The organism is Flavobacterium sp. M31R6 (assembly GCF_013284035.1).
Classification (GTDB): Bacteria; Bacteroidota; Bacteroidia; order Flavobacteriales; family Flavobacteriaceae; genus Flavobacterium.
In genome coordinates, this window is the sequence record NZ_CP054141.1 from 516,131 (window position 1) to 540,214 (window position 24,084).

Annotated in this window: 21 protein-coding genes and 1 tRNA gene; 15 read left to right on the forward strand and 7 right to left on the reverse strand. The window is 32.0% G+C overall.

The genetic code is table 11. The features are described 5' to 3' along the window. Positions 1–209: 209 nt before the first annotated feature. Positions 210–842: a porin family protein gene (locus tag HQN62_RS02160; protein ID WP_173503146.1), complete on the forward strand. Its 633-nt coding sequence runs from the start codon at positions 210–212 to the stop codon at positions 840–842. 62 nt (positions 843–904) lie between these two features. Here HQN62_RS02160 and HQN62_RS02165 read toward each other — a convergent pair whose 3' ends face one another. Then, entirely contained in the window at positions 905–3,028 is a 2,124-nt protein-coding gene (locus tag HQN62_RS02165) for a Tex family protein (protein ID WP_173503147.1), read from the reverse strand. A gap of 87 nt (positions 3,029–3,115) precedes the next feature. On the opposite strand from HQN62_RS02165, the gene HQN62_RS02170 reads away from it, so the two are divergent. Further along, the gene (locus HQN62_RS02170) at positions 3,116–3,391 is read left to right on the forward strand and encodes a DUF1294 domain-containing protein (RefSeq protein WP_254454466.1); all 276 of its coding nucleotides are present in this window, start codon (positions 3,116–3,118) and stop codon (positions 3,389–3,391) included. 68 nt (positions 3,392–3,459) lie between these two features. Here the strand turns inward: HQN62_RS02170 and rpiB are convergent, their stop codons facing one another. Further along, a complete protein-coding gene (gene rpiB / locus HQN62_RS02175; protein ID WP_173503148.1) occupies positions 3,460–3,891 on the reverse strand; it encodes a ribose 5-phosphate isomerase B in 432 nt (143 codons plus the stop codon). Positions 3,892–4,628: 737 nt separating this feature from the next. Next, positions 4,629–4,862: a DUF2007 domain-containing protein gene (locus HQN62_RS02180; RefSeq protein WP_111408370.1), complete on the reverse strand. Its 234-nt coding sequence runs from the start codon at positions 4,860–4,862 to the stop codon at positions 4,629–4,631. A gap of 107 nt (positions 4,863–4,969) precedes the next feature. Here HQN62_RS02180 and rnr point away from each other — a divergent pair, with 107 nt between their 5' ends. The 3 genes from rnr to HQN62_RS02195 are packed head-to-tail and all read left to right on the forward strand — an operon-like array spanning position 4,970 to position 8,563. After that, positions 4,970–7,150, forward strand: a complete 2,181-nt coding sequence (rnr, locus tag HQN62_RS02185) for a ribonuclease R (RefSeq protein WP_173503149.1) — start codon at positions 4,970–4,972, stop codon at positions 7,148–7,150. A gap of 43 nt (positions 7,151–7,193) precedes the next feature. Continuing rightward, the gene (locus tag HQN62_RS02190) at positions 7,194–7,859 is read left to right on the forward strand and encodes a head GIN domain-containing protein (RefSeq protein ID WP_173503150.1); all 666 of its coding nucleotides are present in this window, start codon (positions 7,194–7,196) and stop codon (positions 7,857–7,859) included. Between the two features lie 26 nt (positions 7,860–7,885). Continuing rightward, complete coding sequence (locus HQN62_RS02195) at positions 7,886–8,563, forward strand: LysE family translocator (protein WP_116796608.1); 678 nt, start codon at positions 7,886–7,888, stop codon at positions 8,561–8,563. A gap of 203 nt (positions 8,564–8,766) precedes the next feature. On the opposite strand, the gene HQN62_RS02200 is transcribed toward HQN62_RS02195, so the two are convergent. Beyond that, positions 8,767–8,837: transfer RNA gene (locus HQN62_RS02200), tRNA-Cys, on the reverse strand. Positions 8,838–8,921: 84 nt separating this feature from the next. Next, positions 8,922–9,290, reverse strand: coding sequence for a dihydroneopterin aldolase (gene folB / locus HQN62_RS02205; RefSeq protein ID WP_173503151.1), 369 nt, complete (start codon positions 9,288–9,290; stop codon positions 8,922–8,924). Positions 9,291–9,396: 106 nt separating this feature from the next. On the opposite strand from folB, the gene HQN62_RS02210 reads away from it, so the two are divergent. The 4 genes from HQN62_RS02210 (at position 9,397) to HQN62_RS02225 (ending at position 13,020) form a co-directional block, all read left to right on the forward strand. Then, complete coding sequence (locus HQN62_RS02210) at positions 9,397–11,493, forward strand: glutamine--tRNA ligase/YqeY domain fusion protein (protein WP_173503152.1); 2,097 nt, start codon at positions 9,397–9,399, stop codon at positions 11,491–11,493. 571 nt (positions 11,494–12,064) lie between these two features. Further along, complete coding sequence (locus HQN62_RS02215) at positions 12,065–12,400, forward strand: YtxH domain-containing protein (protein WP_077377526.1); 336 nt, start codon at positions 12,065–12,067, stop codon at positions 12,398–12,400. 12 nt (positions 12,401–12,412) lie between these two features. Then, entirely contained in the window at positions 12,413–12,763 is a 351-nt protein-coding gene (locus tag HQN62_RS02220; RefSeq protein ID WP_173503153.1) for a competence protein, read from the forward strand. 2 nt (positions 12,764–12,765) lie between these two features. After that, positions 12,766–13,020: a DUF6327 family protein gene (locus HQN62_RS02225; RefSeq protein WP_116796604.1), complete on the forward strand. Its 255-nt coding sequence runs from the start codon at positions 12,766–12,768 to the stop codon at positions 13,018–13,020. Between the two features lie 29 nt (positions 13,021–13,049). Here HQN62_RS02225 and HQN62_RS02230 read toward each other — a convergent pair whose 3' ends face one another. Further along, a complete protein-coding gene (locus HQN62_RS02230) occupies positions 13,050–14,033 on the reverse strand; it encodes an SPFH domain-containing protein (protein ID WP_116796603.1) in 984 nt (327 codons plus the stop codon). A gap of 213 nt (positions 14,034–14,246) precedes the next feature. Here HQN62_RS02230 and HQN62_RS02235 point away from each other — a divergent pair, with 213 nt between their 5' ends. After that, positions 14,247–14,792: a hypothetical protein gene (locus tag HQN62_RS02235; protein ID WP_116796602.1), complete on the forward strand. Its 546-nt coding sequence runs from the start codon at positions 14,247–14,249 to the stop codon at positions 14,790–14,792. Positions 14,793–14,821: 29 nt separating this feature from the next. On the opposite strand, the gene gltX is transcribed toward HQN62_RS02235, so the two are convergent. Beyond that, positions 14,822–16,333, reverse strand: a complete 1,512-nt coding sequence (gene gltX / locus HQN62_RS02240; RefSeq protein ID WP_173503154.1) for a glutamate--tRNA ligase — start codon at positions 16,331–16,333, stop codon at positions 14,822–14,824. 151 nt (positions 16,334–16,484) lie between these two features. Here gltX and HQN62_RS02245 point away from each other — a divergent pair, with 151 nt between their 5' ends. The 5 genes from HQN62_RS02245 to HQN62_RS02265 all read left to right on the forward strand — a co-directional run bounded on the left by HQN62_RS02245 (position 16,485) and on the right by HQN62_RS02265 (position 24,029). Beyond that, the gene (locus HQN62_RS02245; protein WP_173503155.1) at positions 16,485–19,805 is read left to right on the forward strand and encodes a coiled-coil domain-containing protein; all 3,321 of its coding nucleotides are present in this window, start codon (positions 16,485–16,487) and stop codon (positions 19,803–19,805) included. Further along, on the forward strand, positions 19,802–20,221 hold the full coding sequence (gene ybeY / locus HQN62_RS02250) for an rRNA maturation RNase YbeY (protein WP_173503156.1): 420 nt from the start codon (positions 19,802–19,804) through the stop codon (positions 20,219–20,221). The genes HQN62_RS02245 and ybeY overlap by 4 nt, the downstream gene beginning before the upstream one ends. 233 nt (positions 20,222–20,454) lie before the next feature. Then, positions 20,455–22,326 (forward strand): tRNA uridine-5-carboxymethylaminomethyl(34) synthesis enzyme MnmG, encoded by a 1,872-nt coding sequence (gene mnmG, locus HQN62_RS02255; RefSeq protein WP_173503157.1) that lies wholly within the window; start codon positions 20,455–20,457, stop codon positions 22,324–22,326. A 290-nt stretch (positions 22,327–22,616) separates the two neighbouring features. Beyond that, a complete protein-coding gene (locus HQN62_RS02260; RefSeq protein ID WP_173503158.1) occupies positions 22,617–23,084 on the forward strand; it encodes a GNAT family N-acetyltransferase in 468 nt (155 codons plus the stop codon). A gap of 96 nt (positions 23,085–23,180) precedes the next feature. Continuing rightward, positions 23,181–24,029: a class I SAM-dependent methyltransferase gene (locus tag HQN62_RS02265; protein ID WP_173503159.1), complete on the forward strand. Its 849-nt coding sequence runs from the start codon at positions 23,181–23,183 to the stop codon at positions 24,027–24,029. Positions 24,030–24,084 lie beyond the last annotated feature (55 nt).

Here is a 24,084-nt window from a genome sequence, read left to right on the forward strand (position 1 = left end):
GCGATTTGTAGTTTTTTACTTAAACATTTTTAATTACTTTCATCATGAATATGTATGAATGGCAAAGTTTAATAGTTTAGAGGCTCCTAATTAACTTTAATAATTACCGATTTTAAACGATTGTTTTAAATAAATAGACTTTTTCCTATTTACATTGCTTATACGATTTTTGCTTACTATATTCGGCAAAAAAAATATAAACCCTTATTATGAAAAAAATTTTATTGTCATTACTTGCCGTAATTTCATTTGCATTCACAAACGCACAATCTCGAGAAAAAGGAACTGTTGAAATTACTCCAAAAATTGGATATTCAGGTTTTGGCGAAGACAATGAAGGGAAAAGTACAGATTCTAATTCAGGCGCAGAATTTGGCGTAACAACTGATTATTATTTTAATAATCGATGGAGTTTACGTTCTGGATTAGTTTTTGACAAAATGGGAGGTAAATATAAAATGCTTGTTGATTATATATATGATATTTATACGACTCCTAATCCATATATAAATTACGAAGATAAATTAAACTATTTAAGTATTCCATTAAATGCCAACTGGCACTTTGGAAGCACTAGAAAATGGAATTTAAATTTTGGATTTAGCCCGTCTTTCTTATTGAGCGCTAAAGTAAATAGTACTGAAATCCCGAAAAGTACTATCAATTCTTTTCAATTAGCTTTGACCTATGGAATAGGATATAAATTTGAAGTTACTGAAAAATTTGGGATTTTAATTGATACTCAATTCTTCAATGGCTTAACAAATATTAACAACGCATCTGATAACAAAATTTTTAATGCAGGATATAGCTTCAATGTAGGTGGAGTTATTCAATTATAAAAAAAATTAAGAAATGTATAAAAAATGGGGTTCAAATTAAATGAACCCCATTTTTTATACATTTAAATTACCATTGTTAACTGAATACGTTTTCTGTCCTCATCTACTTCCGTAACTTTTACCTGAACGTGTTGGTGTAATTTAACAACCTCATTCACATCGCTCACAAAACCGGCTTTGAGTTGTGAAATATGAACCAAGCCACTTTCTTTGATTCCGATATCAACAAAACAGCCAAAATTGGTAATGTTATTGACAATTCCAGGCAAAATCATACCGGTTCTAACATCTTTAATCGATTTTACATTCGGGTCGAATTCAAAAACAGTGGCCGCTTTTCTAGGATCTAATCCCGGTTTTTCCAACTCTTTTATAATGTCTTTTAAGGTCAAAACACCGATATCATGAGTAATGTAATTTTCAGGTGTAATTAAAGCTGTTTTTTCTTTATTGGCAATCAAATCATTTACTGTTATTTTCAAATCTTTGGCCATTTTTTCAACAATAGCATACGCTTCGGGATGTACAGCCGAATTGTCCAAAGGATTCTTCGCATTCGAAATTCGGATAAAAGCAACTCCTTGTTGGTACGCTTTGTCACCCAAACGAGGCACTTTTTTGAGTTGCTTTCTATCTGTAAAAGGGCCGTTTTCGGAACGGTAGGCTACAATGTTTTCGGCTAGCTTCTCTCCTATTCCACTCACGTAACCCAATAAATGCTTACTCGCCGTGTTGATGTTTATCCCCACCGAGTTCACGCAACGAATTACCGTATTATCCAGTTCTTCTTTAAGTTTGTTTTGGTCTACGTCATGTTGGTATTGCCCAACTCCAATTGCTTTTGGATCAATTTTTACCAATTCAGCCAACGGATCCGATAATCGTCTCCCAATAGAAACCGAACCACGAACCGTAACATCATAATTAGGGAACTCTTCTCTCGCAATCTTCGAAGCCGAATAGACTGAAGCCCCAGCCTCCGATACGATGAATACCTGAACTGGTTTGTCAAATGCAATTTTCTTGATAAAGAATTCAGTTTCTCTCGAAGCCGTTCCATTTCCTATCGATATAGCATCAATATTATAGGCGTTGACCATCGAACGGATTTTTTTCATGGCCATGGCTTCCTCCTTTTGCGGAGCATGCGGATAAATGGTTTCGTTATACAACAAATCTCCTTTCTCATCCAAACATACCACTTTACATCCCGAACGAAATCCTGGGTCAATTGCCAAAATTCGTTTTTCACCCAATGGTGGCGCCAATAATAACTGCCCTAAATTATTCGCAAATACCTGAATCGAATTTGCATCGGCTTTAGCCTTAGCTTCTTGTAGCGTTTCATTCGAAATGGCAGGATTCAACAAACGTTTATAACTGTCCTCTATCGCCAATTGAATGTGTGGCGTCGTACTGTTATCTCCTTTTATGATAAGTTCGTCAATAATATCGTAAGCATCGTCTAACTCTACATCAACTTTGAACTTGATAAAACCTTCATTTTCGGCTCTCATAATAGCCAATAAACGATGTGAAGGTGCTTTGGTCAACGGCTCGGACCAATCAAAATACTGATTGAATTTCTGGGCACCTTCCTCCTCTTTTTTGGACTTAACAACCTTTGTTGTGATTGTCGCTTTACGCTCAAACAATCGTCTGAGTTGCTTTCTAACGTAGATATTCTCATTAATCCATTCGGCAATAATATCTCTTGCTCCTTGCAATGCCGATTCTTCATTAATCACATTTTCATTCAGATATTGTGTCGCCACGAAATCAACATCATCTTTGCTTTGCGCCATAATAATTTTGGCCAAAGGTTCCAATCCATTCTCTCTTGCTACATCGGCTTTGGTTCTTTTTTTCTTTTTATAGGGCAGATAAAAATCTTCCAATTCCTGTAAATCGAAACTTTGTTGGATTTTTTTATCCAATTCTGGTGTCAAAGCATTCTGTTCCTGAATGGATTTTAAAATCGCTTCTTTGCGTTTTACAATCGTTTCATATTCTTTTTGAAATTTGGCAATTTGTTCAATAAAGACTTCATCTAAGTTTCCAGTTTTGTCTTTTCGATATCTCGAAATAAACGGAATCGTGCAGTCTTCCTGTAATAATTGAACTGTGTTTTGAATATTGATTGTTGCTGTGGCAACGTACTTTGATATAAATTGTAAGTTGGTCATTGTAAATTTCTGTTTAAAAAGGAATCTTTTTCTTTGAAAAAAAGAGATGCTAAAATACTATCTTTAAATTTTAATTGAACTCCAATTATGATTTTATTATATACTTTTTTAACCGTTAATTTAATCGCTTTTGTATTAATGGGCTACGACAAACAATTAGCCATTAAAAACAAAAATAGAATATCCGAACAAACACTTTTGTTTTTGGTGGTTCTTGGCGGAACAATTGGATCATCCCTTGCGATGTCGATTTTTCGGCACAAGACAGCAAAAACAAACTATTTGTTGAAATTTTTTGGAATCGTTTCTTTTCAGATTATAATCATTATCACTTTGTTTTATTTGGATCTAATACCATTATAAAACAAAAAAAGCCCAGTTTTTAACTGAGCTTATACAAATATTTGGTGCGAAGCACCTCGCGATTTTTTTTATTGACAAGCGATTTTATTCACTCTGTTTTGATGTCTTCCTCCTTCAAATTCAGTAGCCAAGAAAGTTTCAACAATTTCTACAGCCTGTGGAATAGAAGTAAATCGTGCCGGAATACTAACAATATTGGCATCATTATGTAATCTTGTCAAAACTGCAATTTCCTTAGTCCAACATAAACCTGCACGAATTTTAGCATGTTTATTAACAGTCATGGCAATTCCGTTTCCGCTTCCGCAAATAACAATTCCAAAATCAGCTCTACCTTCACTTACATCTTCGGCAACCGGATGCGCAAAATCAGGATAATCAACACTTGCTTCAGTATCAGTACCGTAATTCGTTACTTCATATCCTTTTGCTTGAAGCATTGCAACAATAGCTTTTTTATAATCTGGTCCGGCGTGGTCATTCCCTATCGAAATTTTCATTTTTTTTGTATTAGATTTTGAACTGCAAATTTAACCAAAGTATTTCAGATATAAGCCAAAAAATAGTTATTCAATTCTAATAAATGGAATAAGTAATAAGGTAGAAACCTATATAATGCAAATACAATACAACTACTTGATTATAAGAAAATTTGAAGGTTATTAACATTTTCATAAATACACAATAGTCTGTAAATCAATGTACAGAATGTAATTAAAATGTTAATATTTTGTATTGTTAATAGTAAAAGCTAACTACTTGATATTCAGTTAACCTTAAATTAACATAAAATGTTTATAACTTTAGATAGAATTTTAGAAGTTTTTTGGGTTTGTAAACAAAAAATAAGTAATCCAAAACCTATATTTAAAATCCAAATAAAGTTTGATGAATTTTTAGAAAAGTTATCAATACTTAAAATTGGTTTTTCAACAAGAAAACAAAATTCACTTATTTACAATTTGTATATTTTTTGAATTGTTAACAGTTGTTAACTAATCTAAAAATTATCTTAAAAGACAGCAATTTAAGTTAAAATATCTATGTTAATAACTCAAGATAAAAAGCTAAAACTTCATTTCAATACATTTTTTTAGAAATTTATAGCAACTATTAACAAGCTATAATAACCATAAATAATTAATTTAAATTTAAATTTTCTTTTTGTTGTATTTAATATATGTTGACAACTTTAAAATTTGAAAACAAAAAAATTGAATTGAATTTTTGAAATTTCTTAAACGATAGAAAGTTTGGAATTCAAATTGTCTAGTATTTCTTGAACTTGTTCAAAATCGTTTGGGTGTACTTTCAATTGAATTCCACCGTAGGCAAAGCTTGCCAGTGGGTCAATGGAGACAATGTGTTCGTTTTCGAAAAAATAATGAATTTCTTCCTGATCCAGAATATGTCTAAGTACCACGATTTCATGTGGATAGTTAAAAATAGCAATCGTTTTAAAGTCTTTCATTTTGAATTTTTTATAAATGTAGTAAAGTTATTATTAGTTTAAAACTCTAGGTAGAATAAGGAATAGTGAATACAATTTTGTAATTTTAGACTTTTAAGAAAAGATACATGAGTAAAAGATTAAGAAAGCCGATAAAGAAAGAGAAGGATTTCTCAGATAAAATTATAAAAATATTATCGCAAAGTGCCAATAAAGCCTTTAATTATAAGCAAATAGGAGCCAAGTTAGAATTGGACGATACCCAAAGCCGTAATCAAATCATAAAAGATTTAAAGATTTTGGCTGCTTCAAAGAAAATTATAGAATCCGAACCTGGAAAATATTTGATAAAAGCAGCAAGTAAAGAGTATTACGAAGGAACAATTGATATGACCGGTCGTAAAACGGCGTATTTTATTTGTCCAGAATTTGAAGAAGACGTTTTTATTCCATCCAATAATTTGAATCACGCTTTAGATAAAGATACTGTAAAAGTGTATGTTTATAATAAAAGAAGTGGACGAAGAGCTGAAGGAGAAGTGATTGAAGTTATCGAAAGATACAAAACCGACTTTGTTGGGGTGATTGACATTCAAAAGAATTTCTCTTTTGTCTCAACTGCTAACCCAAAAATGTACACTGATATTTTTATTCCAAAAGATAAAATAGGGGAGGCGGAGCAAGGTGATGTAGTTTTGGTTCATATCGAAGATTGGCCTTCAAGAGCCGATAGTCCTTTTGGAAAAGTGGTAAAGGTTCTTGGAAAACCAGGTGAACACGATACTGAAATTCACGCTATTTTAGCCGAATATGGTTTACCTGCTGAATTTCCTATCGAAGTGGAAACCTTTGCCCAAAAGATTGATACTTCAATTGAAGCCAGTGAAATAGCCAAACGTCGTGATATGCGTGATACGCTAACCTTTACAATTGACCCAAAGGATGCCAAAGATTTTGATGATGCTTTGTCTTTCAAACAATTAGAAAATGGTAACTACGAAATTGGTATTCACATTGCGGATGTTTCTTATTATCTTGAAGAAGGAACTATACTTGATGATGAAGCTTATCAAAGAGCAACATCGGTTTATTTAGTCGATAGGGTAGTACCAATGTTACCTGAAGTGCTTTCTAATTTTGCCTGTTCATTGAGGCCACAAGAAGAAAAATACACGTTCTCGGCTATTTTTGAAATTACCGAAAAATGTCAGGTTGTGAATCAATGGTTTGGTAGAACTGTAATTTTCTCCGATCAACGTTTTGCTTATGAAGAAGCACAATACATCATAGAGACCAAAGACAATACTATTCCTGCCGAAATTTCCATTATAGGAAGTTCTTATGTAGTTTCGGATGAAATCGTGGCTGCTACGCTTAAAATGGATCAGTTAGCCAAAATATTCAGAAGAAACAGAATGAACGAAGGTGCTATTTCTTTTGATAAAGTAGAAGTAAAATTTAACCTTGATGCTGAAGGAGAACCGGAAGGCGTTTATTTTAAAGTTTCGAAAGATGCCAATCATTTGATCGAAGAATTTATGCTTTTGGCAAATAGAAAAGTGGCGGAATACATTGGTAAACAAAAGAAAACGTTTATCTATAGAATTCACGATGAGCCAAATGAAGATAAATTAATAGCGATGCAAAATCTTATCGCTAAGTTTGGTTATAAAATTGATTTTAGAAACAAAGGAGATATTTCGAAATCATTGAACGCATTGATGGAAGAGGTGAATGGTAAAAAAGAACAAAATTTAATTGATACTCTAGCTATTCGATCCATGAGCAAAGCTAAATATTCTACAGATAATATTGGTCATTACGGATTAGCTTTTGATTATTATTCTCATTTTACATCGCCTATTCGTCGTTATCCGGATGTTATGGTGCACCGATTGTTGCAGTACTATTTGGATGGGGGTAAATCAGTCGATGAAGATACATATGAGGCTAAATGTTTGCATTCATCTACAATGGAAGGTTTAGCAACTAATGCCGAAAGAGATTCCATAAAATACATGCAGGTTAAATACATGCAAAACCATAACGATCAGGAATTCCTTGGTGTTATTTCTGGAGTTACCGAATGGGGAATTTATGTTGAAATTATAGAGAATAAGTGTGAAGGTATGGTGAGAACCCGAGATATAAAAGAGGATTATTATACTTTTGATGAAAAACAATATGCTTTAGTGGGCGCCAATTCTGATCGATTATTGCAATTGGGTGATGAAATTTATGTAAAAGTAAAAAATGCCGATTTAGTTAAAAAACAATTGGATTTCAATTTTATAAGAAGGAATGAATAATGTTATTTTTAGATAGTGATATTAATAATTAAATTTTATTAAAATGAAAAGAATAATTTTTGTATTTTTTGTATTTCTAGTTCAATTTACTTTTGCACAAACCACAATAGTTCTCAAGGATTTTGATGATGTAAAAGTGTTTGATAAATTAAGTGTTACTCTAATAGCTTCCAATGAAACGAAGGCCATAATTACAGGACCTGAACAAAGTAAAGTGGAAATTGTTAATAAAAATGGACTTTTGAAAATAAGAATGCCATTAACAAAATTGATGACAGGAGATGAAGCAAAAGTGACATTATATTTCAAAAAAATTCAAAGTATAGATGCCAATGAAGGTAGTACGGTAACATGTGCTGATGCTTTTAAGCAAACAACCTTTGATTTAGGCACTCAGGAAGGTGCTAAGATTACAGTTGTATTAGATGTGGATAAAACAACTATTAAAGCCTTTTCAGGAGGAATTGTTACAGTAACGGGTAAAGCAGTCACTCAATCGGTTTCTGTTAATTCAGGAGGTATTTTTAATGGTAAAGAGTTAGAAACTTCCCAAACAACCGTAAGTATATTTGCTGGTGGAAGTGCCGATGTAAATGCAACTACTCTTGTTGACGCTAAAGTAAAAACTGGAGGTACTATTTTTATTTATGGTAAACCAAAAGAAATAAAGCAAGAAACAGTTATGGGTGGAACTATTGTTCAGAAATAATAAATAATTTTTAAAGTCATTTTTTAATGATAAACGATATTTTAACGGGGATTCCATGGGGAGTTCTCTTGAGTTTTATGATTGGCCCTGTGTTTTTTATTTTACTTGAAACAAGTATAATTAAAGGATTTAGAGCTGCTTTGGTTTTTGATTTAGGTGTTGTTTTAGGGGATGTTTTTTTTATAACAATTGCTTATTTAGGTAGTTATAGATTAATTCAAAGTTTAAATGATAATTCTTCCTTGTTCATTTTTGGAGGTTTTATTATGATGGCTTATGGCTTTATTTCTTTCTTAGGAACTAAAAAAGAAAAGAAAGTGAATACAAAATCAATTGATAATGAGATTATAAAAAAGAACTATCTGGGTCTTTTTTTTAAAGGTTTTTTTCTGAACATCATTAACATTGGTGTACTAGGTTTTTGGTTAGCGGTTATTATTTCGGTTGGACCAAAATTAGAAATGGAAACCTCAAGAGTACTTACATTTTTTATCTCAGTAATTATTACTTATTTAAGTATTGATTGCATTAAAATAGCCTTGGCTAAGCAATTGAAACACAAAATGACTCCAACCAATATTTACAAAATAAAAAGAGGAATTAGTGTTGTCTTGATGATTTTTGGAATAGTTTTAATCTTTCAAGGATGGTTTCCAAAAGAAAAGCAAATGGTAAAAAATGCTTTTGAAAAAATAGACAAGTAAATTTTTATCAAAATATTTAAGCAAAAGGGACTATTATTAGTCTCTTTTTTTTACTTCATTTTTTTTTAAATGATTATAAAAAAAAACAGCTAAAATTGCTTTAGAAGTCTAGACACATCGTCCGGATTCGAAGTACATCTTTATCTAATTTTTTCTAAAAATTAAACATAAAAAAAACCTCTAAATTGCTTTAGAGGTTTTAGAGGCATCGTCCGGATTCGAACCGGAGTAGGAGCTTTTGCAGAGCCCAGCCTAGCCGCTCGGCCACGACGCCATTCTTGAACGGATGGCAAAAGTAACTTAAAATTTTAAAGTTTAAAAGTTTAAAGTTAACTTTTTTCTATTTTTATACTAATTGCTATAATTTGAAATAACGCTCTTCTTCCATTTCTATGGTAACCGCTTCTACATCACCACCAATAGGAGGATTTATTTTTGAAACTCCCACTTTTATTTTTGAAATGGTTTCCAGTTCTGCCAAGGCTCTATCTATAATTCTTTTGGCAACATGCTCCAATAAATTGGAACGAATAGCCATTTCCTCAACCACAATCTTGTTTAAATGTACATAATCTACCGTATCTTTCAAGTTATCGGACTCCGAAGAATGCTTCAAATTTGTTTTTATTTCCAAATCGACACTGTAGTCTGAACCTATCTTTCCTTCTTCTATTAAACAACCGTGGTACGAAAAAGTGCGGATGTTTTTTAATCTTATTGTTCCCATTTTAATTCAGTTTAAAGTTTCAGATTTCAGGTTTAACGGTTGTTAAGTAACTTTAAACCTTAAACCTTAAACCTTTTTTTTATCTTTGCTAAAATAATTATAAAAAATGGCATCAGAAGAGAAATCACTTCATTTTATTGAACAAATTATAGAAGACAGTTTAACAAACGGTTTTCCTCAAGATAAATTACGCTTTCGTTTTCCACCAGAACCTAATGGATATTTGCATATTGGTCACGCCAAATCTATTTGTCTTAATTTTGGTTTAGGCTTAAAATACAATGCGCCAGTAAACTTACGTTTTGATGATACCAATCCAGCCAAGGAAGAGCAGGAGTATGTGGATGCTATCAAAGAAGATTTAAAATGGTTGGGATTTAATTGGTCTGAAGAATTATATTCATCTGATTATTTCCAACAATTATACGAATGGGCTGTTGCTATGATTAAAAATGGTAAAGCCTATGTTGACAGCCAGTCTTCTGAAGATATGGCAATTCAAAAAGGTACACCTACTCAACCAGGTGTTGATGGTCCTTATAGAAACCGTTCTATTGAAGAAAATTTAACTCTTTTTGAAGGAATGAAAAATGGTGATTTCCCTGAAGGAAGTCATGTTTTGAGAGCTAAAATTGATATGGCTTCGTCAAATATGTTAATGCGTGATCCATTGATGTACAGAATTTTACATCGTCATCATCACCGTACTGGAAATGATTGGAATATTTACCCAATGTATGATTATGCGCATGGTGAAAGTGATTACATCGAGCAAATTTCGCACTCAATTTGCACCTTGGAATTTGTGATGCACCGAGAATTATACGATTGGTTTTTGGATCAAATTTATGATGAAAATGAAGTACGTCCGCATCAATATGAGTTTGCTCGTTTGAACTTGAACTATACCGTTATGAGTAAGCGAAAGCTCTTGCAATTGGTACAGGAAAATATTGTAAATGGTTGGGATGATCCTAGAATGCCTACTATTTCAGGTTTAAGAAGACGCGGTTATACTGCTGCTGCAATTCGTAAATTTTGTGATGTGATTGGAGTTGCAAAACGTGAAAATATTATTGATGTTTCACTTTTGGATTTCTGTTTACGTGAAGATTTAAACAAAACTGCTCCAAGAGTTATGGCTGTTTTAGATCCTGTTAAAGTAGTTATTACCAATTATCCAGAAGGCGTAGAGGAGTGGCTTGAAGCAGAAAATAATCAAGAAGATGAATCGGCAGGCTATAGAAAAGTTCCTTTTTCTCGTGAATTGTATATAGAAAGAGATGATTTCCTTGAAGTGGCTCCAGCTAAGTTTTTCCGTTTGAGTTTAGGAAATGAAGTTCGACTTAAAAATGGTTATATAATTAAAGGAGAAAGTGTTACAAAAGATGCAAACGGTACTATTACTGAGATTCAAGTAACTTATGATGAAGATTCCAGAAGTGGAAGTGGGAGCGAAGCTAGTCAAAGAAAAGTGGCAGGAACCTTGCATTGGGTTGCTGTAAAAACTGCTGTAGAAGCTGAAGTTCGTATGTACGATCGTTTGTTTATAGACGAAGCTCCAGACAGTCATAAAGAGAAAAGTTTCTTGGAATTTATGAACACTTCTTCATTGCAAATCGTAAAAGGTTTTGTTGAACCAAGTTTATCAGATGCTAAAATTGGTGACCATTTTCAGTTCCAACGTTTGGGTTATTTCGTTGTTGATAAAGATGCAACTGACTCAAAATTAGTGTTTAACAAAACAGTTGGACTTAAAGATGCTTGGGAAGAAAAGGACAAAAAAGAAGCAAATTTGTTGATGAACACACAAAAAGAGATCAATAAATATGTAAAAGAAAAAGATGATAATAATGCTTCTGTTCTTTTAAATGCAATTGTTGATAACATCAAATCTATTGACAATTTTAGTTTACTTTGTCAAACGGTGGTCAAAAATGTGAAGAATGACAATAATTCTTTATTGTTTGCCAATTTGCTTTTACATTTTTCCGATAAAGTAAAAGCTAATGATATTGATTTAGAAATCGTGCACAAATTATATACGATGTCTTTGAAAAGTCAATTAGCAACTGTACGTATTTTTGTATTATTAAATCTAAAAAGGGATTTAGTTAATAATTTAGTTTTTGAAACTCAAATTGCTGAATTAAGAAATATTGAAAAAAATGAAAAAGTATTAGAAGTACTTAATTCAATTTAAATTTAACATATAGTTTTTATCAATCAAAAGTGCTTTTTATAAAGCACTTTTTTATTATATAAAATATTGATTGTTTTTAAATATTTTATAAATATTATTGATAAAAATCAACATCCATAAATTAAATTTAAGAGTGTTTTAGATTTTAGGGATATCAATTTATATTTTTAAATTTTTTATTCTTTAGAAGTTGTTATTTTAGTTTTTTATAAAAACAGCTCTTTTTTCCTTCATCAATCATATTTTCCTTCGTTGTTTTATAAAAAATTAGCTTTTTTAAAGTATAAATTTTTACTATTAAAATTTAACAGTAATAATATTAAACTATTATTTATTTTAAGTATTAATAAATAAATATTAATAGTTTATATTTATTGAAATTGACTTTTTTATCTTCTTTTTAAAACAATTTTATTTTATTTACATGTAAATATATAATTTTTAATTTTTAGTTTAAACAGGGGCTTAATTTTGGATTTTTGAGCAGTAATTTGCACTTTAACGGCTTGTTAACATAAGTTTGTTGATAAAGTTGTAATTTTATGAGTAGTAATCTTTAAATTTAATTAAAATGTCAAATAATACTGGAAATACAATTGTAGCTATTTTGGTTGGTGCAGCTATAGGCGCAGGTGTTGGAATTTTGTTTGCACCAGATAAAGGATCCAAAACTAGAGAAAAACTTAAAGATGGTTTTGATGATGCCAAACACAATCTTCAGGATAAATATCATGAGGTATCTGAAAAATTAGTTGGAAAGGCAAAGGAATTAATAGGCAAAGATGATATTGATGGTAATTATCAAAATATAGTTTCTTCATTAAGTCATAAGACTGAGGATGTTATTTCATTTTTAGAGAATAAATTAGCAGAACTTAAATTAAAAAATGCTAAATTTCAGAAATAAAATCAAGCATATATGGCTTTTGATAAAATAAAAAAAAACTCCGAGAATATTCAGGAACAAGCGCAGGCTTATTTTGAGAGTACAGCTTCCTATTATAAATTGTGGGGTTTTAAGGTTGCAATGAAATCTACCACAATGATTTTGAAGTTTACTTTGATTTTATTGTGTTTTAGTATGGTTTTGTTATTTGGCTCTTTAGCTGCCGCTCTTGCGATTGGCACTTATTTTGACAGTTATGCTATTGGATTTCTTATTGTTGGAGCATTTTATTTGATTATCACTTTCCTTTTATTTTTAATTAAGGAAAAAGTAATTGAAGGACCAATTTTAGAAAAATTTTCAGAAATCTTTTTTAACGATTAATTATGGAGACAAAAAAATACTCATCATATGCAGCAATTGATCGTGATCTTGAAATCTTAAAATTAGAAAAAGAAATTAGTTATCAAAAATTAGTTTTAAGCATTCAAAGAACTAAAGATGAAATAACACCAGAAAATATAGTTAGTGGTTTTTTGGCACCATACAAAGAAGCGATTCCAAATCAATTGCTTTCAATAATTAAAGCAGTGGTTCCATACATTATCAGTTATTTTATAAATAGAAAAAGAGGCGATTAAGCCTCTTTTTTATTGTAAAACATTTTCTTTTATGCTGGTTCTGTTGGCTCTGAAGTATCAGATGGGTTATAGTCAATAGCAGTATTATCTGTTTTTTTGACTCTTTTTGGTTGTTTTTTCATTTCTTCTCCAATAATATTTGAAGCAGTAAAACTGGTAACCATACTGTTTAGCATATCACTGGCTGCTTGCGGAGAGTTTGGTAATAATATCAAGTTTGAATTTGTATCAGCACCAATGGCTTGCAAAGTATCATAATGTTGAGTGATTACAATTAAGGCAGATGCTTCTTGTGAATTAATCCCAACATTATTTAAAACTTCTACACTTTCCACTAATCCACGAGCTATTTCTCGTCGTTGATCTGCAATACCTTGACCTTGTAGTTTTTTACTTTCTGCTTCTGCTTTAGCTTTAGCTACAATTCTGATTCTCTGAGCTTCAGATTCAAACATGGCTGCTGTTTTTTCTCTATCTGCAGCATTAATTCTGTTCATCGCATTTTTCACTTGAATATCTGGGTCAATATCAGTAACCAATGTATTGATAATATCATAGCCGTAAGTCAACATTGCTTCATTTAGTTCGCGTTTTACACCTATTGCAATATCATCTTTTCTTTCGAATACATCATCTAAAATTAGTTTTGGAACTTCGGCACGGACAACGTCAAATACATAAGCTGTAATCTGATCGTGAGGATATTCTAATTTGTAAAATGCATTATAGACATGTTCTTGAATTACTTTAAACTGTACTGAAACTTTCATTTTGATGAAAACGTTGTCTTTGGTTTTTGTTTCAATCAAAACATCCAATTGTTGTATTCTCAAATTTACGCGACCGGCAATTCTGTCTATCAGCGGAATTTTAAATTGCAATCCCGAATTTCTTACGCTCAGGAATTTACCAAAACGTTCTATTATAATACTCGTTTGCTGTTTCACTGTAAAAAACGAGGAAAGAAAAATAATCAAGCCGAAGATGATTATAAAAATAAAGGTAATGTTCATGGTTAAAGTTTTTAAGTTCGTGTATGTTATACGTAGGAATATCTTTTAAGTTACAAAAGTTAAGTTGTGCAATTTTATTTAATAATCTATGATTCATATTTTGTTAACAACTATGAATTACTATAACTGTATTTTTGGTAACTTATAGATAACCTACTTTAAATGAAACATTTTTACTTTTTATTATTTTTTATTAGTATGAATTCCTTTTCTATGGAATCTTTTCAAAGTTTTATTCTTACTAATAGTGGATCTAAGATTGCGATCAAAACAAATTTTTTTCGAATTGACTATATTGAAAAAACAGTTTTTTATAAACTTGAAAACTCTGAAATTGAAAAAAAAATAAGCTTTAAAGATTTTGATTATGTTCTTATTGGGAAGAATAAATTTAAAACGTTTAAATTAAATAATTCAAAAGAGATAAATGGTTATTTTGTGTTATCAGAGAGTGCTTCTAAACTACTCATTCTTTCATCTACATCATCGGATGATGAGGAAAGTAGTCTTGTGAATTATATTTTTTATATAATAGATTTAAACGGCAATATATTGGAAAGTCTTCGATTTGATAATCTTAAGAAGCCTAAATCTGTTTCTGTGCGAGGTGATATTTTTTCAAAAATTCAATTTTATTTTAAAGATTGTAACTTGTTGATGGATAGAATTTCTTCATATGATAATACATCTTTTGAGAATTCTAATCTGGATATTTTAGAGTTTTTTAATTCACCTGTCTATATTGAATGTCTTAAATAAAAAAGCTCCCAAATTGGGAGCTTTTTGTTTTATAATGTTGTTATTGCAGTTTGTAACCTTGAAATCGTTTCTTGTTTTCCAATGACTTCAACAATATCGAATAGGTGAGGGCCTTTAAGTGCTCCGACCAAACTCAATCGGAACGGTTGCATTACTTTGCCCATTCCAATTTCGTTTTTGGTCATCCAATCTTTAACGATTGTTTCAATATTTAGAGAAGTAAAATCACTTATTTCTTCGATTACCGATATCAATTCTTGCATTAAAGCCGGAGTTTCAGCTTTCCAATTTTTGCTTGCTTTCTCGTCATAACTTGTTGGTGCGATAAAAAAGAAATCACTCATTTCCCAAAATTCTGAAACAAAGTGTGCTCTATCTTTAACCAACGAAACAATTTTTGTCATTTCGATTAAGGAAAAATATCTGTTTAGATTCTTTAATTCAACAATTTTAGAGAATTCCTCAGCTAAAACAGTATCTTCTTTTTTCATCAAATACTGATGATTGAACCATTTGTTTTTTTCTGGGTCAAATTTTGCTCCTGATTTATGGACTCTTTTTAAATCGAAAGCTTCCGTTAATTCTTCCAAAGTAAAAAGTTCTTTGTCGGTTCCGTCATTCCATCCCAATAAAGCTAAGAAGTTTATTACTGTTTCTGGGAAAAAACCTTTCTCTCTGTACCCTGATGAAAGACCTTCTTCGGTTTTCCATTCTAATGGGAATACTGGAAATCCCATTTTATCTCCGTCACGTTTAGATAATTTACCGTTTCCAATTGGTTTTAGAATCAATGGTAAATGTGCAAATTCTGGGGCATCCCAACCAAATGCACGATATAACATTACGTGTAACGGCATAGAAGGCAACCATTCTTCTCCACGAATAACGTGTGAAGTCTCCATTAAATGATCATCTACAATATTAGCCAAATGATAGGTAGGCATTCCATCACTTTTGAATAGCACTTTATCATCCAAAAGATTCGTATCAAATTTTACATCTCCACGAATGATATCCTGCAAATTCAATGTTTCATTTATCGGAGTTTTAAAACGGATAACATAATCTTCATTATTAGCAATTCTTTTAGCTGTTTCTTCTTTAGTAATTACCAATGAAGTGTCTAATTTTTCACGATTATGATGGTTGTAAATGAATGTTTTGCCTTCTGCTTCGTGTTGTTTTCTATGGGCATCCAATGCTTCAGCTGTGTCAAATGCATAATAGGCATTACCTGATTCTATTAATAAATCAGCATATTGTTTGTAAAGTGGCTTTCTTTCACTTTGTCTGTATGGTCCAAATTTTTCATTTTTTCCAACAGTTTCTGAGGGTGCTATTCCTAACCATTCCAAGGCTTCCATTATATATTCTTCTGCACCTGGAACAAATCTATTTTGGTCGGTATCTTCTATTCTTAAATAGAAAGTTCCTCCATTTTTTTTAGCAAACAAATAATTAAATAAAGCGGTACGTACTCCGCCAATATGTAAAGGTCCTGTTGGACTTGGTGCAAAACGCACACGAACTGGTTTAGACATTATTGTAAATTTTTTGCAAATATACAATTTCAATTTGTCGTTTGTTATCTGTAATTAGTGTTTCTTCAACACGTTAATATTATGTTTTATTTACCTTTTAGTAAGCATTAAAATTATTACTTTTATTGGTTATTAAATTAATACGGCAATTTTGGAAAAGTCAAATTCGATACATCAAAAGTTAGAAGCTTTTATAAAGAAGTATTATACAAATGAATTAATTCGCGGCATTATATTTTTTATTGGTCTTGGATTAATCTATTTCCTTTTTACACTCTTTATTGAGTATTTCCTTTGGTTAAAACCACAAGGCAGAACCTTTTTGTTTTGGTTTTTTATCACTGTTGAAGCCATTTTATTGTTTCGTTTTATTTTATTTCCAATATTTAAAATATTAAAATTTCAAAAGGGAATCGATTATACACAAGCTTCGGTCATCATTGGAAGTCATTTTTCGGAAGTAAATGATACGCTAACGAATTATTTACAGCTTTCCAAGTCGGATATTTCTGCTTACAATTCAGAATTGTTATTGGCTTCTATCGAACAAAAAGCAAACTCTTTGCGTCCAATTCCTTTTGGAAAGGCAATTGATTTTAGCACCAACAGTAAATATTTGCCTTTGGCTATTTTACCGATTCTGTTTTTATTGTTCTTTTTTCTTTCTGGTAATAGTCGAATAATTTCTCAAAGTTTGAATAGGGTAGTGCACTTTAATTCGACATTTGCTCCGCCAGCTCCTTTTAAATTCACAGTTTTAAATTCAAATTTGGTTACAGAACAAGGCAAAGATTTTGTTTTACAAATCAAGTCGGTCGGTGCTGTAGTTCCCGAAAATGTTATGATTTTTATAGGTGATGAAAGTTATTATCTTGAAACCATTCATCCAGGAGAATTTCAATTTAAAATTGCCAAACCAATTACCAATGTTTCTTTCCATTTGGGAGCGAATGCTGTTGTTTCACCAGATTATGAATTAAAAGTGATTGCCGTTCCTACTATTTCAAATTTTGAAATGAAGTTTGTTTATCCAAGTTATCTCAATTTAAAAAGCACTATTGTAAAAGGAACAGGGAATGGTATTATACCTGAAGGAACTCAAGTTACTTGGGTTATGAATACAAATGCTACACAAAATGTGGTCTGGAAAAACGATTTACTGGCTTTTCCATTTGCTAAGTCTGATAATACATTTAATTTGACTAAAAATATAGTTCAAAACACAGAATATCAAATAATTACCTCAAATAATCAAGTAAAAAATTTCGAAAAGTTGAATTATCAGCTTAATGTGGTCAAAGATCAGTTTCCATCTATTAATATTACTAAAGCACCCGATAGTTTAAATGTCGAAAGCTCATATTTCGTTGGACAAATTGCAGATGATTATGGCTTGTCGAGATTACAGATTGTTTATTATGAGTCTGGAAAACCTCTTAGTGCCAAACGTGGAACAATAGCTGTTAAGCACGACACTTTTGATCAAATTGTTTTCAACTTTCCAAGTAATCTTGATGTAGAAAAAGGTGTAAACTATGATTTTTATTTTGAGGTCTTTGATAACGATGCGATTCATCATTTTAAAAGTTCTCGATCAACTGTGTTTTCAAACCGAATATTATCTGATGAAGAAAAGCAAAACAATACACTTCAAGAACAAAATGATGCCATAAACAGTTTGCAAAAAACATTATCTAAACAAGATAAACAGTTTTCTGAAATGGAGAAACTGCAGCAAACTAATAAAGAAAAGGATGGTTTGGATTTTAATGATCGTCAAAAGATTAATGATTTTATCAAGCAACAGCAGCAGCAAAATGAATTGATGAAGCAGTTTTCCAATAAGATGAAAGATAATTTAGACAAGTCAAATCCTCAACAGAAGGATGATACCAAAGAATTATTGCAAAAGCGTTTGGATAATACCGAGAAGGAATTGGATAAAAACAAAAAATTATTGGATGAACTCAAGGAATTAAATAATAAAATTAAGGATGAGGATTTTGTTCAGAAATTAGAAAAATTCAAAGAAAACAGTAAAACCCAAAATAAGAATTTAGCACAATTAGTGGAGCTAACAAAACGTTATTATGTTGAAAAAAAGGCTGAACAATTAGCTGATAAACTCGATAAATTGTCTCAAAAAGAAGATAAATTATCGGAGAATGAAAAAGAGAATTCTACTCAAGAGCAAAAGAAACTAACTGATGAGTTTGAAAAAATTCAAGAAGAATTGAAACAGTTGGACAAGGATAATGAAGATTTAAAATCACCAATGGACATTCCTTCTGATCTGGATAAGGAAAAAAGTATCAAAGAAGATCTTAATAAAGCTAATTCTGATTTGCAAAACAACAACAAATCTAAGGCTAAACCGAGTCAAAAGAGCGCCTCCAAAAAAATGAAAGAAATGTCCAAAGCTATGGAACAGGCAATGGAGGAAACTAGCAAGGATCAGATAGAAGAAGATGTTAAGATGTTGCGTCAGATATTGGATAATCTATTGGCTTATTCATTTTCACAAGAAGATGTGATGAACCAATTCAAGGCTACTAAGTTGGGCTCTCCTTCTTTCGGCAAGTACATTAGAAACCAACAGAATTTAAAAACGCAATTCAAACATATTGACGACAGTCTGTTTGCTCTGTCTTTACGTCAACCAAAAATTGCCGAATCTGTTACCAAAGAGGTTGCAGGTGTTCAATACAATATCGATAAATCACTTGAAAGTTTAACCGAATCGCAATTGCAAAGAGGTTTGTCGCAACAGCAATATGCTATTTCATCTGCGAATATACTTGCCGATTTATTGAGCGATTCGTTAAACAGTATGCAAATGCAGATGTCCGGAAGTAGCGGAGGTAAACCAAAACCCGGTCAAGGTTCAGGAATGCAATTACCTGATATAATCAAAAAGCAAGGGGAGTTAAGCGAGAAAATGAAGCAAGGAATGAAACCTGGCAATAGACCCGGAGAAGGAAACAAACCTGGCGACAGTCAAAACAAAGGTTCCCAATCGGGTAAAGGACAAGGTCAAAGTGGGGAGTCTGAGGGTGATGGAGAGGGTGATGCAAAAGCAACAATGGATATTTACAAGGAACAAAAACAGTTGCGTGAAGCATTACAAGAAGAGTTAAATAAAAAAGGTATAGGTAACAGTGGACAAAATGCTTTGGAGCAGATGAAACAGTTGGAAAAACAATTATTAAACAAAGGTTTTAATAATGAAACGCTTCAAAGAACTAATAATATTAAGCAGGAACTTTTAAAATTAGACACAGCTATTCGCTTACAAGGAGAGGATCCAAAGCGTCAATCTGAAACGAATACTAAGAACTTTACTAATCAAGCAAGTCCTCTGCCAAAGTCACTTTCAGATTATTTAAACAGCATCGAAATATTAAATAGACAATCGTTACCTTTGCGCTCGAATTTTAATCAAAAAGTTCAAGTTTATTTTAACAACAAATGATCAATTTTAATTACGAATCCGATTTTACACTAGATAACGAAGAAGCTATTGCTGCTTGGTTAAGTGCTGTAATAGTTTCGGAAAACAAAACAGAAGGGGAAATTAATTACATTTTTTGTAACGATGAGTACCTTCACAAGATTAATGTAGAATATCTTAATCACGATACCTTAACAGATATCATAAGTTTTGATTATACAATGGGCAACGAAATAGGAGGTGATATTTTCGTATCGGTGGAAAGAGTTTTAGATAATTCAAACGACTACAACACAAGTTTTAACGATGAATTGAAACGCGTATTAGTTCATGGAGTTTTGCACTATTGTGGATATAAAGACAAATCTGAAGCTGATGAAGTTTTAATGCGCAGCAAAGAAGATGAAAAATTAGCCATGTTTCACGTGGAACAGTAGCTATATACCTATCAAAATTATATAAAAAAGCAATACGTTCCACGTGAAACATCGTTAAAATTTTTAATTTTTACCTTAATTGTTTTTCGCGGTTTTTTATTAAAATGGCAATATGTTTCACGTGGAACATTGTTTTAAAGCTTTGAATTTTTTAAAAAAAACCAAAAATGTTTCACGTGGAACGAAATTTTAAAATTTCATAATTCCTTTAAAAAGGATTAATATTTAAGAAAATGTTTTTAGAAGAGTATGATGTAATTGTGGTGGGGGCAGGTCACGCAGGTTCAGAGGCCGCGGCAGCGGCAGCAAATTTGGGATCCAAAACTTTGTTGGTGACGATGAGTTTGCAGAATATTGCGCAAATGTCTTGTAATCCTGCAATGGGCGGAATTGCCAAAGGACAAATTGTTCGTGAGATTGATGCGCTTGGAGGTTACTCTGGAATTGTTTCAGACAGAACGGCTATTCAGTTCAAAATGCTGAACAAATCGAAAGGTCCTGCAATGTGGTCTCCGAGAGTTCAAAGTGACCGTATGCGTTTTGCCGAAGAATGGAGAATGATGTTGGAAGGAACTCCTAATCTTGATTTTTATCAAGAGATGGTCAAAGGGTTGATAATTGAAAATGGAAAAATAAAAGGAATCAAAACTTCGTTGGGAGTAGAGATTCGTTCCAAATCTGTTGTTTTGACAAATGGAACTTTTTTGAATGGTTTAATCCATATTGGAGAAAAACAATTTGGAGGTGGACGTGCAGGTGAAAGCGCAGCTTACGGAATTACCGAAGATTTAATTAATGCCGGTTTTGAAGCGGGAAGAATGAAAACTGGAACTCCTCCGAGAGTAGACGGAAGGTCTTTGGATTATTCTAAAATGAACAAAGAAAAAGGAGATGCGAAACCGGATAAGTTCTCCTATTCAGATTTGACGAAACCTTTGTCTGTTCAAAAATCGTGTCACATGACGTACACCTCGAATGAGGTGCATAATATTTTGAGAGAAGGTTTTGATCGTTCTCCTATGTTTAATGGAAGAATAAAAAGTATCGGCCCGAGATATTGTCCTTCTATTGAAGATAAGATTAATCGTTTTGCTGATAAAGAACGCCACCAACTATTTGTTGAGCCCGAAGGTTGGAATACTTGTGAGGTTTATGTAAATGGTTTTTCAACTTCGTTGCCGGAGGATATCCAGTTTAAAGCGTTGCGTACCGTTGTGGGTTTTGAGAAGGTGAAATTCTTTCGTCCTGGTTATGCAATTGAATATGATTATTTCCCGCCGACACAATTGAAGCACACATTGGAAACTAAATTGGTTGAAGGTTTGTATTTTGCTGGACAAATAAACGGAACCACAGGATATGAAGAAGCAGCTTCCCAAGGTTTGATGGCGGGTATTAATGCGCATTTAAAAGTATATGAACAAGCTCCGTTAATCTTGAAAAGAGATGAAGCGTATATTGGTGTTTTGATTGATGACTTGATTACGAAAGGAACGGAAGAACCATATCGAATGTTTACCTCGAGAGCCGAGTACAGAACTTTGTTGCGTCAGGATAATGCCGATTTCAGATTAACGCCGCTTTCGTATGAAATTGGTTTAGCTTCGGAAGCGCGTTTGCGTCGTATGGAGCATAAATTAAATGAATCTGAAAAAATGGTTGCTTTTTTCAAAGAGACAAGTGTTTCTGTTGCTGAGACCAATCCAATTTTGGAAGCAAAGGAAACGGCATTGATTAGTCAAGGGGATAAAATGTTTAAAGTATTTTCTAGACCGCAAATCGATTTGGAAGATATTATGAAATTTGAAAAGGTTAAGGAATACATTGCTGAAAATAATTTGGATCAGGAAATTTTAGAACAAGCCGAGATTCAGGTTAAATATTCTGGATATATCGAAAAGGAGAGAAATAATGCTGATAAGCTTACTCGATTGGAAGATGTGAAAATTCCGGAAAATTTTGACTATAATAAAATCAAATCGATGTCGATTGAGGCTAAACAAAAATTGAGCAAGATTCGTCCTGTGACCATTTCTCAAGCTTCAAGGATAAGTGGCGTTTCTCCAAGTGATGTTTCGGTGCTTTTGATTTACATGGGAAGATAGAGGATTTTTAGATTGAGGATTAACGATTGGCGATCTTAATTTTTTTGAGTTTTTATTAATTTTAAGCGTTTCAAATTATATAAAGCTTTACTTTAAGTGATTTTAATTTAAAATGATAAATAAATAATTTTTATTTCGTTGACTTTTTTAGAGAGGCAGGAATTGAGTCTTTCCTTTTTGTATTTAGAATCAAAAATCGTTAATCCTAAATCAAAAATCTTTTTGTTCCACGTGAAACTACGGCTGTAAACCCTATATTTGTTGAATAAATTGATTTTAATTTTTTTTTGATGAAAATTATTCAAACATTGGTTTTGACCGTGGAGGATAAATATGCGTTGCTTAAACTTTGGAACGCAGAATATCCTGAAAGAATCGGTTATAAAAATGTATTCGAATTGGAGAATTATTTAAATGAACTTTCAGATGTAAAACATTTTCTGATTGTAAATGATTTGAATCAAATTTCTGGCTGGGCTTTTGCTTTTGTACGAGAAGATGAAGATTGGTTCGGAATCATAATTGATTCCAAAATGCAGGGAAAGAAATTTGGAACGCTTTTGCTCGATGAATTAAAAAAGAATTACTCTTTTTTAAATGGATGGGCAACCGATCATCAAAATGATCTAAAAAGGAATAAGGAACCCTATTTGTCTCCCTTGGGTTTTTATATCAAATGTGGATTTGTAGTCAACCAAAACATACGAATGGAAAATGATAAAATTTCGGCAGTAAAAATAAGATGGGAAAGAAGATAACTAGCTAGTGAATTTCAATCTCATTAGAATTAATTAAAAAAGAATTTCTTTTCAGCTTTCGTAAAGAAGGTTGAAATTATTTATTTAAAAACACAAATGGACATTACAAACAAAAAACATTTTCTTACTGTACAGGATTATTCCGTCTCTCAGGAGGTTTTCGAGCTTTTTTATGATGAAACATTAGATATGTTGATTACGTATCCACAACCAAGCTTGGATGTTTTGGGTAAATATTATGAAAGTGCTGATTATATTTCGCATACTGACTCGAAAAGATCCATATTTGAAAAGGCTTATCATTTTGTAAAAAATATAGCATTAAAAAATAAATTGAATTTAATCAACTTCTATCAGCCTTCTAAAGGGTTGATTTTGGATATTGGTGCCGGTACTGGAGATTTTTTATCTGTTGCCCAAAAGGACGGTTGGAAAACGGTAGGAGTGGAGCCGAGTGATAAGGCTAAAGCAATTGCAAAAAATAAAGGCGTTTCTTTTGTGGTGAATACTTCCGAATTGGAAAGTCATAGTTTTGACGTGATTTCGATGTGGCACGTTTTGGAACACGTTCCTAATTTGGATGAACAAATCAAAGAATTAAAGCGATTATTGAAACCTAGTGGCACTTTGATTGTAGCTGTTCCTAATTTCAAATCTTTCGATGCAAAACATTATGGGAACTTTTGGGCGGCTTATGATGTGCCAATCCATTTTTGGCATTTCTCGAAAGCTGCTATTCAAAAATTGTTCGCTAAAGAAAATATGAACCTGGAAAAAGTACTTCCTATGAAATTTGATTCGTTTTATGTGAGTCTTCTTTCTGAAAAATACAAAACAGGTAAAATGAATTATTTTAAAGCCTTTTTCATCGGATTGCAGTCGAATTGGAAAGCCAAACAAAAAATGGAATATTCATCGCACATTTACATCCTAAAAAACAACTAAAATTTATTTTAAGTGATTTTAAGACAACTTTTAAAGCTTTATCAAGGAAACAGGT